Source organism: Kitasatospora sp. NBC_00039 (assembly GCF_045160625.1).
Lineage (GTDB): Bacteria > Actinomycetota > Actinomycetes > Streptomycetales > Streptomycetaceae > Kitasatospora.
Genome location: NZ_CP108289.1, coordinates 6,944,688 through 6,957,226, shown reverse-complemented (window position 1 = coordinate 6,957,226; position 12,539 = coordinate 6,944,688). Strand labels below are relative to the sequence as shown.

The 12,539-nt window shown below is 73.7% G+C and carries 11 protein-coding genes; 3 read left to right on the top strand and 8 right to left on the bottom strand.

Annotated features, from left to right (window positions below):
* Positions 1-133: 133 nt before the first annotated feature.
* Positions 134-1,024: an SAM-dependent methyltransferase gene (locus OG286_RS31030; RefSeq protein ID WP_396321733.1), complete on the bottom strand. Its 891-nt coding sequence runs from the start codon at positions 1,022-1,024 to the stop codon at positions 134-136.
* Between the two features lie 217 nt (positions 1,025-1,241).
* On the opposite strand from OG286_RS31030, the gene OG286_RS31025 reads away from it, so the two are divergent.
* Both OG286_RS31025 and OG286_RS31020 read left to right on the top strand, forming a co-directional pair.
* On the top strand, positions 1,242-2,177 hold the full coding sequence (locus tag OG286_RS31025; RefSeq protein WP_396321734.1) for a polysaccharide deacetylase family protein: 936 nt from the start codon (positions 1,242-1,244) through the stop codon (positions 2,175-2,177).
* Positions 2,178-2,235: 58 nt separating this feature from the next.
* Positions 2,236-3,243, top strand: coding sequence for a ketopantoate reductase family protein (locus tag OG286_RS31020; protein ID WP_396321735.1), 1,008 nt, complete (start codon positions 2,236-2,238; stop codon positions 3,241-3,243).
* Between the two features lie 26 nt (positions 3,244-3,269).
* Here the strand turns inward: OG286_RS31020 and OG286_RS31015 are convergent, their stop codons facing one another.
* Positions 3,270-4,088, bottom strand: a complete 819-nt coding sequence (locus tag OG286_RS31015) for an SDR family NAD(P)-dependent oxidoreductase (RefSeq protein ID WP_396321736.1) — start codon at positions 4,086-4,088, stop codon at positions 3,270-3,272.
* A gap of 318 nt (positions 4,089-4,406) precedes the next feature.
* Between OG286_RS31015 and OG286_RS31010 the strand changes: the two genes are divergently transcribed.
* The gene (locus OG286_RS31010; RefSeq protein ID WP_396321737.1) at positions 4,407-5,276 is read left to right on the top strand and encodes a 3-hydroxybutyryl-CoA dehydrogenase; all 870 of its coding nucleotides are present in this window, start codon (positions 4,407-4,409) and stop codon (positions 5,274-5,276) included.
* A gap of 60 nt (positions 5,277-5,336) precedes the next feature.
* On the opposite strand, the gene OG286_RS31005 is transcribed toward OG286_RS31010, so the two are convergent.
* The 6 genes from OG286_RS31005 to pheS all read right to left on the bottom strand — a co-directional run bounded on the left by OG286_RS31005 (position 5,337) and on the right by pheS (position 12,461).
* Complete coding sequence (locus tag OG286_RS31005; RefSeq protein WP_396321738.1) at positions 5,337-6,176, bottom strand: chitosanase; 840 nt, start codon at positions 6,174-6,176, stop codon at positions 5,337-5,339.
* 194 nt (positions 6,177-6,370) lie between these two features.
* Positions 6,371-7,354 (bottom strand): hypothetical protein, encoded by a 984-nt coding sequence (locus OG286_RS31000; protein WP_396321739.1) that lies wholly within the window; start codon positions 7,352-7,354, stop codon positions 6,371-6,373.
* Positions 7,351-8,277 carry an ATP-binding cassette domain-containing protein gene (locus tag OG286_RS30995; RefSeq protein ID WP_396321740.1) on the bottom strand — a complete coding sequence of 309 codons (927 nt, stop codon included), beginning with the start codon at positions 8,275-8,277 and terminating at the stop codon, positions 7,351-7,353. Before OG286_RS30995 ends, OG286_RS31000 begins: the two co-directional genes overlap by 4 nt.
* Positions 8,277-8,738 (bottom strand): GntR family transcriptional regulator, encoded by a 462-nt coding sequence (locus OG286_RS30990; RefSeq protein ID WP_396321741.1) that lies wholly within the window; start codon positions 8,736-8,738, stop codon positions 8,277-8,279. The genes OG286_RS30995 and OG286_RS30990 overlap by 1 nt, the downstream gene beginning before the upstream one ends.
* Before the next feature lie 100 nt (positions 8,739-8,838).
* Positions 8,839-11,340 carry a phenylalanine--tRNA ligase subunit beta gene (gene pheT, locus OG286_RS30985; protein ID WP_396321742.1) on the bottom strand — a complete coding sequence of 834 codons (2,502 nt, stop codon included), beginning with the start codon at positions 11,338-11,340 and terminating at the stop codon, positions 8,839-8,841.
* On the bottom strand, positions 11,340-12,461 hold the full coding sequence (gene pheS, locus OG286_RS30980; protein WP_396321743.1) for a phenylalanine--tRNA ligase subunit alpha: 1,122 nt from the start codon (positions 12,459-12,461) through the stop codon (positions 11,340-11,342). The genes pheT and pheS overlap by 1 nt, the downstream gene beginning before the upstream one ends.
* Positions 12,462-12,539: the final 78 nt, after the last annotated feature.

The window sequence follows — 12,539 nt, the reverse complement described above, 5'->3', positions numbered from 1 at the left end:
CCGGCCCACGGACAGGAGACGCACGCTCACCAGGCGCACGGCCCAACACCCGTACGACTCACCAGGCGTACGGCCGACGAGGCCCGACCCAACGACGCACGGCTCGACGGCCCACGACGCGACGCGGTACCGCTCAGCGCTTGAACGCGACGCCCGCGTACGCCGAGACGTCCTGCCAGCCCTCGGGCAGCTCGCCGGTCGGGACGTGCCCGGCCTCGGGGCGCCAGAGCGGGAGCTGGACGAGGCCGGGGCCGGCGAACTCGAAGTCCCCGAAGAACGGTTCGACGCCGGCGCGCGGGCGCAGCACCAGCGGGGCGCTGGCGCTCTTGTATATCCGGGCGCCCTCGGCGGCACTCTCCCGGGAGGCGAAGTCGGGGCTGCCGTGCGACAGGATCAGCATGCTGCCGGGGGCGAGCACGTCGCGCAGGGTGCGGACGATCGCCTCGGCGCCGTCCTCGTCGCGGATGAAGTGCAGGACGGCGACGAGCATCAGGGCCACCGGCTCGCCGAGGTCGACGGCGGCGTGCAGGCCGGGGTGGTCGAGGATCGTGGCGGGTTCGCGCAGGTCGGCCTCGATCACCGAGGTGGGGCCGACCGGGTGGTTCGCCAGCAGGGCGCGGGCGTGGGTGGCGACGATCGGGTCGTTGTCGACGTACACCACGCGGGCGTCGGGGGCGAACCTCTGGGCGACCTCGCTGGTGGAGCCGACGGCGGGGATGCCGGTGCCGATGTCGAGGAACTGGCGGATGCCCTGGCCGGCCGCGAACTCGACGGCGCGGCCGAGGAATTCGCGGTTGGTGCGGGCCAGCAGCGGCAGCGCCGGGTAGGCGGCGATGGCGGCCTCGGCGGCCTTGCGGTCGGCCTCGAAGTTGTCCTTGCCGCCGAGGTAGTAGTCGTACATCCGGGCGGTGTGCGGAATGCCCGTGTCCAGCTCGGTCGGCGGCTGCCAGTCGTCGGCCCGTGCCCAGTCCCAGTCGGTGCCGACGCCCGTGCCGGTCGTCGCCGCAGCGGTGTCCTCGTCCATCGTGTTCCGCCCCCTATGCCTGACTGCCGGAATGCCTGCCTGTGCGGTGCGTGTACCACCACGCCGTGCGCCGTGATCGTATCCGACGACTCGCCGTGGAAACAGCGTGAGTTCAGGTTTCCGCAGGCCCCTGCGGGTGGTGTGTGCGCACGTCGACGGCGGTTCGGGTGCGGCGTCGAATCGCCCCGGCGATGCGCCGTCCCTATGCTGGCTGCCGATGACTGCCAACCGGATGACCGCCGACCGCCGCACCGTCCTGCGCGCCGCCGCCCGACTGGCCGCCCTCGCCGCCGGAAGTGCGCTGCTCACCGCCTGCGGCAGCACCGGCCCGCGCCGGGCCGACCCGGGGGCGCTCGCCGTCCACCCCGGGACCGTTCACCCGGGCGGCGAGGACCCGGCCGCCGTGGACCCGGCCTGGGCGGGCGGCGAGGGCCCGGCCTCCCCCGCCCCGGCCGCGCCCGCCACCACCACGTCCTCGCCCGACCCGGCGGCGGCCCCGGCCTCGGCCAGTGCGCCGCCGGCCCCGCCGGTGCTGCCGCCGCTCGCGCCCGGCACCCCGGCCGAGGTCGCCTACGGGCCGCGCACCGGCAAGAACGTCGCCCTGACCTTCCACGGCAGCGGCGACCCGAAGCTGGCCACCGCCCTGCTGGAGATCGCCGAGCAGCGCGGCGCCAAGCTGACGGTGATGGCCGTCGGCAGCTGGCTTGACCAGCAGCCGCAGATGGCCCGGCGCATCCTGGACGGCGGCCACGAGCTGGGCAACCACACCCAGAACCACCAGAACATCTCCGCCATGGCCCCCGACCAGGCGCGGGCCGAGATCGCCCAGTGCGCGGAGCGGCTCCAGCGGCTCACCGGCTCGATCGGCCGCTGGTTCCGCCCGTCCGCCGCCCAGTACGCCACTCCGATGGTCCGCGAGCAGGCCCGGGCGGTCGGCTACGAGCACGTGCTCTCCTTCGACGTCGACCCGCGCGACTACAACGACCCGAGCGCCGCCGAGCTGCAGCGCCGGGTGCTCGGCTCGGCCAAGGGCGGCTCGGTGGTCGCCCTGCACATGGGCCACCAGTGCACGGTGGACGCGCTGCCGGGCATCCTGGACGGACTCGCCAAGGCCGGGCTGAAGCCGGTCACCGCCAGCCAGCTCTGCGCCTGACGCCCCGCACCCACACGACGCCCTCCAGCCACGCGGCGGCCCGTGCGATGCTGCGGGCATGCGCTACATCATCATCGGGGCGGGTGCGGTGGGCGGCACGATCGGTGCCCGGCTGCACGAGGGCGGACACGACGTGGTCCTGGTGGCGCGCGGCGCCCATCTGGCGGCGCTGCGCGAGAACGGGCTGCGGTTCGGGACACCGGAGGGTTTCCGCACCCTGCGGATCCCGGTCGCGGCCGGGCCCGGGGACGTCGAGCTGCGCCCGGACGACGTGCTGCTGCTCGCCGTCAAGACCCAGGACACCCCCGCCGCGCTGGCCGCGTGGGCGCCGCACCCGGTGGCCGGCGGCGGCACGGCGGGCGAACGGCTGCCGTTGGTCTGCGCGCAGAACGGCGTGGAGAACGAGCGGCTCGCGCTGCGGCTCTTCCGGCAGGTGCTGGCGATGTGCGTCTGGCTGCCGTCCGGCCACCTGGAGCCGGGTGTGGTCACCGCCGCCGGGACGCCGCTGAGCGGGGTGCTGCGCCTCGGCGGGTACCCCCGCGGCGACGGCGGCGAGCGGGCCGCGGCCATCGCCGCCGCCCTGGCGAAGTCCTGCTTCAGCGCGCCGGTCGACCCCGAGGTGATGCGCTGGAAGTACGCCAAGCTGCTCGGCAATGCCGGCAACGCACTGGACGCGGTGGCCGGCTCGCGCGAGGGCGAACCGCACAGCGGCCTCCAGCAGCGGGTGATGGCGGAGGGCGCGGCCGTGCTGGCCGCCGCCGGCATCGCGCACCACGACCCTGCCGAGCAGGCCCGGCTGGTCGGGGAGCTGCTGGAGCTGGAGCCGGTACCGGGGGCCGAGCGCGGTGGCAGCTCGTCCTGGCAGAGCCTGGCGCGCGGCACCGGCTCGATCGAGGCGGACCACCTCAACGGCGAGATCGTGCTGCTGGGCCGGCTGCACGGGGTGCCGGCCCCGCTCAACGAGGCGCTGCAACGGCTCGCCAACGCGTTCGCCCGCACCGGGCGCCGGCCGGGCTCGCTCACCGCGGAGGAACTGGCGGCCCTGCTGGAGCTCCAGGTCTTCTGACCTGCGCGGCGGGCGCCCGGGGAGGCTCAGCCCATCGGGTCCTCCGGCCCGTACGCGCGCAGCCTCAGGGTGCGGGCGTCGGAGGCGCGGATCTCCTCGGCGCGGCTGACCAGTTCCTCCAGGTTGTCCCGCCCGGCGTGGATGAAGCGGCCGTGCAGGGCGTCGAAGCGGCCGCGGGCGGCGTCCACGGTGACCGCGACCATGTACGGGATGGAGCCCCAGGTCTTCATGGACTGGAACATCGGCATGCCGGCGGTCATGTCGGTGGCGACCGCGCCGGGGCTGATGTCGAGCACCACCACCTGGTGCTCGGCGAGCGAGTCGGCCATGTTGTCGGAGAGCTGGAGCAGCGCGCCCTTGGACGTGGCGTACGCGGTGTAGTGACCGTCGGGGCGCAGCGCGAAGCCGGAGTTGAGGTTGACGACCCGGCCCCGGCGGCGCTCGACCATGCCGGGCAGGACGCAGCGCAGCAGGTTGTAGGGGCCGCGCAGGTTGGTCTCGATCACCTGCCACCACTGGTTGGCGTCGGTCTCCCAGAGCGGGACCTCGGCCCGGTCGACCTGGCCGGCGTTGTTGACCAGCAGGTCGATCGGGCCGAGGTCGCGCTCGACGACCCGGACGGCCTCGCGGACCGAGCCGTGCCGGGTGACGTCCGCGGTGACGGCGACGCCGCGGGCCCCGTGCCGGGCGCACTCCTTGAGGGTGTCGGTGAGGGTCTCGTGCGTGCGGCCGACCAGGCCGACGGCCATGCCCTCGGCGGCGAGGCCGACGGCGATCTCGCGGCCGATGCCCCGGCCGGCTCCGGTGACGAGGGCGACCTGTCCTGTGAGCGATCCCGTTGCCATCCCCGACTCCCTTCGCCTGCCACCGGTTCCCCCTGACATCAGCCTTCGCCAGCCGCGGCCGTCCCGCATTCTGTCCGGCTCCCGGGTGTGCCCGGCCCCGGGCGCACGGGTTCCGTCCACCGGGCCACCCGTCCGGCGCAGCCTCCCGGCGGGCCGGCCCAGCCGGGGAGGGGATGACCTACTCGCCGGTACGGAGTAGTAACGTCGTCGGGGCGGTGCACTGGTGCACGCATTCCGGTGCGCCCTCCCGCTGAACAGCAGTTTGCTGGGCCACCTGTCGCCGGGGCCGCACCCCCGGCACAACCGAAGGGCAACTGAGTGAGTGACATCGCGCGCGTCGGAGTGATCGGCTGCGGCCTGATGGGGTCGGGCATCGCGGAGGTGTTCGCCCGGGCGGGGCTGGACGTCCTGGTGTCGGAGGCGAGCGGGGAGGCCCTGGAGTTCGGCCGTACCCGGCTGACCAACTCCCTGGAGACGGCCGTCAAGCGGGGCAAGCTGACCACCGAGCAGCGCGACGACGCGCTGGCCCGGCTGGCCTTCACCACCGACCTCGCCGACTTCGCCGACCGTGACCTGGTGGTCGAGGCGGTCGCCGAGCGCGAGGACATCAAGGTCCAGATCTTCCAGACGCTGGACCAGGTGGTCGAGCGCCGGGACGCCATCCTCGCCTCCAACACCTCGTCGATCCCGATCGTGAAGCTGGCCGCCGCGACCTCGCGCCCGGAGCAGGTGATCGGCCTGCACTTCTTCAACCCGGCGCCGGTGCAGAAGCTGGTCGAGGTGATCCCCACCCTGACCACCTCGGCCGCGACCACCGAGCGGGTGGAGACCTTCGCCACCCAGGTGCTCGCCAAGGAGCCGATCCGCGCCCGTGACCGGGCCGGCTTCGTGGTGAACGCGCTGCTGGTGCCGTACCTGCTCTCCGCGGTGCGGATGTTCGAGTCGGGCGTGGCGACCGCCTCCGACATCGACAAGGGCATGGAGGCCGGCTGCGCCCACCCGATGGGCCCGCTGCGGCTGTGCGACCTGATCGGCCTGGACACGATCGTCTCGATCGCCGAGTCGATGTACGACGAGTACAAAGAGCCCCTGTACGCGGCTCCCCCGCTGCTGTCCCGGATGGTCGACGCGGGCCTGCTGGGCCGCAAGTCCGGCCGCGGCTTCTACGACTACACCGCCGGCGCCTGACCGGCGCGCCGCAGGGGCGGGGAGGCTCGGGCCTCCCCGCCCCTGCGGCATGCTCGGGCGTCAGCTGTTGATGCTGTAACTGTCGCCGTAGACCTTCCACTTGAGCGGCGGGTTCAGGTCGAAGTTCTTGGCGTTGAGGAAGACCAGTTGCTCGGTGTCGACGCGGCTGGTGTCGGAGTGCGCCTCCTCGGTCTTCATCGCGGCGCGGCGGGCGTCCAGGAAGGCCTTGAGGTAGGTGGCCTCGTCGCCGCCCTGGGCGGGGGTCTTGGCCTTCTTCATCGCGGTCTTGCGGATGCCGCCGAAGCTGGTCGAGTCGGTGCCGGGGCCGTGCATGACGATGGCGTCGTAGTACATGAACTGGCCGAGTGCGCGCAGGCCGTCGGACTTGGCCTGGCTGACGGCGGGGTTGAAGTAGACGCGGTCGCGCTCGTCGTTCTGGGCCTGCTGGAAGACGGTGTCCTTGGCGGCGGTGGCCCAGTCGCGCTCGAAGGCGGAGCCGAGGCCGGCGTGCGACTCGGTGCCGTTGACCTTGCGCAGCGCCGGGAGGTACTTGGCGAGGACGTTGCCGGGCTTGAGGGAGGTGTAGTGCTCGACCAGGTCGAGCATGTCGCCGGTGCCGGAACAGAATCCGATGATGCCGGCGGTGTAGCCGCGGCCGTCCTTGATGTCCTCGATGTACTTGTACTGCGACTTCCAGTCCAGCGAGGAGTTCTCGGCGCTGGACACCAGCTGCATCGCGATGTCCTTCTTGTGCGGGTCGTCCAGGCCGGCGGCCTTGGCCTGGACGACGGCCGCGGCCGGGGCCGTCGCGTGGGCGGCGCCGGCGGCCGCGACGGTGGCGGGCGCGGCCACCAGCAGGGCGGCGAGGGCTATGCGTACGGTGCGGTGCTGACGGTGCATCTGACGCTCCGTGTCCGTGGGGGCGGGCAGGGGGTACCCGCCGCAAGGGCATTAGGAAACTTTCCTAACTAAGGAATAGCGTCCACGGACCCGGGGCCGCAAGGGCTTTGACGGAAACTCTTCAAACCCCGAGGTCAGAGCGCACGACGTCGGATCGCCCGCCGCCAGAGCGCCCCTCGTCACGCCGCCCCACGTCAGAGCGCCCGGCGCCGCACCCACCAGACCGCGGCGGCGCAGACCGCCACCGCCAGCGCCGTCATCCATCCGCACTCGATCAGCTGGAACGCCCAGTAGCGGTCGTCCGGCTGGTAGATCTCGTGGACGGCGTAGCCGCCGTCGCGCATCAGCTTCTCCCCGTCGTAGAAGCCGTTGCCGAGGTTGTAGAAGTCGCGCATGGGGATCCGGTCCCCCGACGGGTCGGTGAACCACGTGCTGGCCGCCCAGCGGTGGTCGACGGCGGGCTGCACCAGGGTGTGGACGGTGTCCTCCAGTGGCGCCCGGTAGTGGAACCGCGCGGACTGGGCGACCAGGGTGGTCGCCACCGAGGCGCCGACGCCGATCCCGACCGCGACCACCGTGCGCCGCAGCACCGCGCCCGCGAGCGCCGAGACCGCGAAGACCAGCAGCACCCGGCCGGCCAGGGCGAGCGGCGCGCCCACGAACAGCAGCGGGGAGAACCGGCCCGTCTCCTCGGCCAGCGGCGCGCTCCACCAGTCGAACGCCAGGCCCAGCAGCGCCGCCCCCGCCGCCAGCACCGCGCCCGCCAGAGCCAGCCCGGTCGCCGTCCAGCGGGCGCGCCCGGCCCCCTGGGTCCAGGCGTAGCGGTAGGTGCCGTGCTCGAACTCCCGCGCCAGCAACGGCCCCCCGACGAACGCGCCGACCGAGCCGCCGAGGAAGTAGAGGAGGTTGGCGCCGACCGTCAGCCGGGTGCCGTACTCGCGCAGGAAGACCTTCCACAGCTCGTTGCACGACTGGGTGCTCCGGTCGCAGCCCGCCGCCCCGGAGCGGTCGAACGCCGCGTGCAGGAACCAGCCGTCGGCCAGCAGCAGCGCGGCGCCGACGGCGAGCACCCCGAGCACGGTGAGCAGCGCGGTGCGGTGGCGCAGCCAGGCCGCGGACAGGACACCACCCCGGGGAAGGCCGGTGGTGACGGCGGTGACGGCGGTGATCGTGCTCACGACTGCAGGACCCTCTCGTTCGTACGGACGGCCCCGCGCGGGCCGGGCAGGGCGGAGGCGGCCGGCTCGCGCAGGTAGGCGAGAACCAACTCCTCCAGGCCGACGCGCTGTTGGCGCCAGCCGCCGGCCACCGGGGCATCGACGCCGCCGGTACGGACCAGCAGGTGGGACTGCGCGCCGGCCCGGCGCTCGCGTACCACCGGCACCGTCGCGGCGACCCCGTCGGCCTCGGCGGTGGGGCCGGTGAGCATCCGGTGGCCGCCCACCAGCTCGTCCACCTCCCCGGCGACCTGGACCCGGCCGCCGCCGAGCACCACCAGGTAGTCGCAGCTCTGCTCCAGTTCGGCGATGGCGTGCGAGGAGAAGAGCACCGACAAGCCGTCGTCGGCGACGGCGGTCAGCAGGACGGCCATGAAGTCGTGCCGGGCGAGCGGGTCGAGGGCGGCCAGGGGCTCGTCCAGGAGCAGCAGTTCGGGCCGCTTGGCCAGGGCGAGGGCGAGCGAGACCTGGGCCTGCTGGCCACCGGAAAGCCGCCCGTACCGGCGGTCGAGCGGGATGCCGAGGCCGTCCAGGTGGGTACGGGCGCGGGCGTCGTCCCAGCGGCGGTTGAGGCCGCGGCCCATCCGCAGCAGGTCGCGGACGGCCAGGCCCGGGTAGAGCGCGGCGTTCTGGGCGACGAAGCCGATCCGGTCCAACGCGCCGGGTGAGCCGGGGAGTTCGCCGCCGAGCACGCTCAGGGCGCCCTCGGTGGGGGCGGTCAGGCCGGCGGCCAGGTTGAGCAGGGTCGTCTTGCCGGCACCGTTCGGGCCGACCAGGGCGACCACGTGCCCGGCCGGGACGGCGAGATGGCAGTCCCGCAGGGCCCAGGAGCGGCGGTAGCGCTTGCCCAGCCCGCCGCAGTCGATCACCGTGTCCGACGCCATCACGCCACCACCCCGTCGTTCCCGTTCCCCCCGTTGCCGCCGCTGCGCAGGTCGCGCAGGGCGTCCTCGAACACCGCGGCCATCCCCTCCTCGTCCAGTCCGGCCGCCCGCGCGGTGCGCAGCCAGTCGAGCAGCCCCCGTCGCAGCGCGGCCCGTTCGCGCAGCGGCACGACGCCGGCGGGCAGCCCGCGGACGAAGGTGCCCTGGCCGCGCCGGCCGGCGGCGAGCCCCCGGTGTTCCAGCTCGCGGTACGCCTTGAGCACGGTGTTGGGGTTGATCGCCAGCCCCGCCACCACCTCGCGGACCCGGGGCAGCCGGTCGCCCTCGGCCAGCCAGCCCATCCGCAGCGCCTGTTCGACCTGCTGCACCAGTTGCAGGTAGGTCGGGACGCCGGAGGCCGGGTCCAGGCGGAACTCGATCGGGGAGGGCTGCTCCCCCGGTTCTGGTTTATCTACTTCCATAGTTAATGAGTTAAGGAAGGATTCGACGCTCCGTCAACCCAAGACATGGCAAAGGGCCCTGCCGGATCCAGGATCCGGCAGGGCCCTCGGGCACCACGCGTCAGGCGCCGCGCAGCACCGCACCCGTCCGGGCGACGGCCTCGGCGACGGCCGCCTCGCGGGCGGCGGTGGCCTCGTCCGCGGTCAGCGTGCGGTCGGTGGCGCGGAAGCGCAGCGCGTACGCCAGCGACTTCTTGCCCTCGCCGACCTGCTCACCGGTGAACACGTCGAACAGCCGGATGGCCTCCAGCAGGTCGCCGGCGCCGGTGCGCAGCGCGGCCTCGACCTGGGCGGCCGGGACGGCGGTGTCCACGATCAGCGCGACGTCCTGGGTGGCCACCGGGAAGCCGGAGACCGCCGGGCCCGAGACCCGCCCGGCGCCGTCCTCGGTCAGCAGGTCCAGGTCGAGCTCCATCGCGGCGGTGCGCTCCGGCAGGCCGAGCGCCTTGACCACGCGCGGGTGCAGCTCACCGGCGTGGCCGACCACCCGGTCGGTGCCGGCCACGACCAGCTCGGCGCAGCGGCCCGGGTGCCAGGGCAGCAGCTGGCTCTGGCGCACGGTCAGCTCGATGCCGGCGGCGCGGGCCACCGTGCGGCCCGCCTCGACGGCGTCCGCCCAGCTCGCCTGGGCGCCCTTGCCCCACCAGCCGGACGGCAGCCGCTCGCCCGCGAGGGCGACGGCGACGCGGCGCGGCTGGTGCGGCAGTGCGGCGTCCAGCGCGGCCAGCTCCTCGTCGCTCGGACGGCGGTCGACGGCCGGGCGCGGCGCGACGGACAGCTCGTCCTTCGGCAGGAAGACGGTGCCCGTCTCGAAGACCGCCAGGTCGGTGTTGCCACGGCCGATGTTGCGGCGCAGCGCCCCGAGCAGGCCCGGCAGCAGCGTGGTGCGCAGCGCCGGCTCCTCGTCGTTGAGCGGGTTGACCAGCTTGACGGTGCGGCGGCGCCGGTCGTCCCGCTCCAGGCCGAGCGCCTCGAAGGCGGCCTCGCCGACGAACGGGTAGTTGTTCACCTCGACGTAGCCGGCGGCGGCGAGCGCGACGCCGACCCGGCGGTGCGTCCGCTGGGCCTCGGTCAGGCCCTTGCCCGGCGGCACGGTGGGCATCCGGGCGGGCACGTTGTCGTACCCCTCCAGGCGGATGACCTCCTCGGCGAGGTCGTACGGGTCGGTGAGGTCGGGGCGCCAGGTCGGCGGGGTGACCTCCAGGATGTCGGCGCCCGCGACGGAGCAGCCGATCTCCTGCAGGCGCCGGGTGACGCTCTCGCGGCCGTACGCGGTGCCGGCCACCCGGTCGGGCAGGTCGGCGGCGATGGTGATGGTGCGCACCGGGTGCGGGGCGGCGATGTCGGTGACGCCCGCCTCGGCGGTGCCGCCGGCGATCAGCACCAGCAGGTCGACGGCGCGCTGCGCGGCGGCGCGGGCGGCCTCCGGGTCGACGCCGCGCTCGAAGCGCTTGGACGCCTCGGACGGCAGCTTGTGCCGCTTGGCGCCGCGGGCGATGGCGACCGGGTCGAAGTGCGCGGCCTCGATGATCACCTCGGTGGTGCCCGGGCCGGCAGCCGGGTCGAGGATCTCGGTGGAGGCGCCGCCCATGACACCGGCCAGGCCGATCGGGCCGCTGTTGTCGCAGATCAGCAGGTCCTCGGCGGAGAGCTTGCGCTCGACGCCGTCGAGGGTGGTGAGGGTCTCGCCCTCCTCCGCCCGGCGGACCAGGATCGGGCCGTCGACGCGCTGCTTGTCGTAGGCGTGCAGCGGCTGGCCGACCTCCAGCATCACGTAGTTGGTGATGTCCACGGCCAGCGAGATCGGGCGGATGCCGGACTTCTGCAGGCGGCGCTGGAGCCAGATCGGCGACTTGGCGGCCGGGTCGAGGCCGACCACCGTGCGGGCCACGAAGCGGTCGCAGCCGGCCGGGTCGGCGACCTTGACCAGGTAGCCGTAGGAGTTGGCCGGCGGCACGTCGAGCAGCGCCGGGTCGGCCAGCGGCAGCCCGTACGCGGCGGCGGCCTCACGGGCCACGCCGCGCATCGACAGGCAGTAGCCGCGGTCCGGGGTGACGGCGATGTCCAGCACCTCGTCGACGAGCTGGAGCAGCTCGATCGCGTCGGTGCCGGGCTCGTACTCGGGCGGGAGCACGATGATGCCGTTGTGGTCGTCGCCCATGCCCAGCTCGCGGGCGGAGCAGATCATGCCGGCCGAGGTGTGGCCGTAGGTCTGCCGGGCGGCGATCGGGAACGGGCCGGGCAGCACGGCGCCCGGGAGCACCACGACGACCTTGTCGCCGACCGCGAAGTTGGTCGCGCCGCAGACGATCTCCTGCGGCTCGCCGGTGCCGTTGGCGTCGCCGACGTTGACGAAGCAGTGCCGGATCGGCTTCTTGAAGCCGGTCAGCTCCTCGATGGAGAGCACCTGGCCGACGACCAGCGGGCCCTTGAGGTCGGCGCCGATCTGCTCGACGGTCTCGACCTCCAGGCCGGCCCGGACGAGGCGCTCCGCGACGTCACGGCCGGTCTCGCCGGCCGGCAGGTCGACGTACTCGCGCAGCCAGGAAAGCGGGACGCGCATCAGATCTCCATCCCGAACGGGAGGGTGAAGCGCACGTCACCCTCGACCATGTCGCGCATGTCGGCGACGTTGTGACGGTTCATCAGGATCCGCTCCAGGCCCAGGCCGAAGGCGAACCCGCTGTAGCGGTTCGGGTCGACGCCGCAGGCGACCAGCACCCGCGGGTTGACGACGCCGCAGCCGCCGAGCTCGATCCAGCCCTCCGAGGAGCAGGTCCGGCAGGGCTTGTCCGGGTTGCCGACGGACTCGCCGCGGCAGACGAAGCACTGCAGGTCGATCTCGGCGCTCGGCTCGGTGAACGGGAAGTACGAGGGGCGCCAGCGCAGCTCCAGGCCGTCGCCGATCAGCTTGGAGACCAGCTGCTCGATGGTGCCCTTGAGGTCGGCGAAGGTGATGCCCTCGTCCACGGCCAGACCCTCGACCTGCCGGAAGACCGGGGTGTGGGTGGCGTCCAGCTCGTCCGTCCGGTAGACCCGGCCGGGGCAGACGACGTAGACGGGGGGCTCGCGGTCGAGCATCGTGCGGGCCTGGACCGGCGAGGTCTGGGTGCGCAGCACGACGCCGGAGTCGGCGGAGCCGTCCGGGGCCCGGACGAAGAAGGTGTCCTGCATCGAGCGGGCCGGGTGGTCCGGGCCCAGGTTGAGGGCGTCGAAGTTGAGCCACTCGGCCTCGACCTCGGGGCCCTCGGCGATCTCGTAGCCCATCGCGACGAAGGTGTCCTCGATGCGCTCGGCCAGCGTCGTCAGCGGGTGCCGGGCGCCGCGCGGCGCGCGGTCGTAGGGCAGTGTGACGTCCACCGCCTCCTCGACCAGCACGCGGGCGTCGCGCTCCGCCTCCAGCTCGGCCTGCCGCTTGGCGAGGGCCTGGTTGACGGCGCCGCGGGCCTGCCCGATCAGCTTGCCGGCGGCGGCCTTGGCGTGCGGGGGCAGGGCGCCGATCTCGCGGTTGGCGAGGGAGAGCGCGGAGCGGTCGCCGGTGTGGGCGACCTTGGCCTGCTTCAGCTCGTCGAGGGAGGTGGCGGCGGCAAAGGCCTGGACGGCCTCGTCCCGGGCCTGCTCCACCACCTCGGGCTTGAGGGCCTCGACCTCGACCGGGTCGTACGACTTGTTGGGTGCCGACATCTCTATCTTTCCCGTGCTCCTGCTCGTCCGTGCTCAGGTAAGGGGGCTCGCTCCCTCCTTGCCCGCCAACGGACAGGA

Bases quoted from the DNA above. Each gene is read 5' to 3' on its own strand.
- OG286_RS31030 (WP_396321733.1), bottom strand. From the start codon at position 1,024: ATGGACGAGGACACCGCTGCGGCGACGACCGGCACGGGCGTCGGCACC.
- OG286_RS31025 (WP_396321734.1), top strand. From the start codon at position 1,242: ATGACTGCCAACCGGATGACCGCCGACCGCCGCACCGTCCTGCGCGCC.
- OG286_RS31020 (WP_396321735.1), top strand. From the start codon at position 2,236: ATGCGCTACATCATCATCGGGGCGGGTGCGGTGGGCGGCACGATCGGT.
- OG286_RS31015 (WP_396321736.1), bottom strand. From the start codon at position 4,088: ATGGCAACGGGATCGCTCACAGGACAGGTCGCCCTCGTCACCGGAGCC.
- OG286_RS31005 (WP_396321738.1), bottom strand. From the start codon at position 6,176: ATGCACCGTCAGCACCGCACCGTACGCATAGCCCTCGCCGCCCTGCTG.
- OG286_RS30995 (WP_396321740.1), bottom strand. From the start codon at position 8,277: ATGGCGTCGGACACGGTGATCGACTGCGGCGGGCTGGGCAAGCGCTAC.
- OG286_RS30990 (WP_396321741.1), bottom strand. From the start codon at position 8,738: ATGGAAGTAGATAAACCAGAACCGGGGGAGCAGCCCTCCCCGATCGAG.
- pheT (WP_396321742.1), bottom strand. From the start codon at position 11,340: ATGCGCGTCCCGCTTTCCTGGCTGCGCGAGTACGTCGACCTGCCGGCC.
- pheS (WP_396321743.1), bottom strand. From the start codon at position 12,461: ATGTCGGCACCCAACAAGTCGTACGACCCGGTCGAGGTCGAGGCCCTC.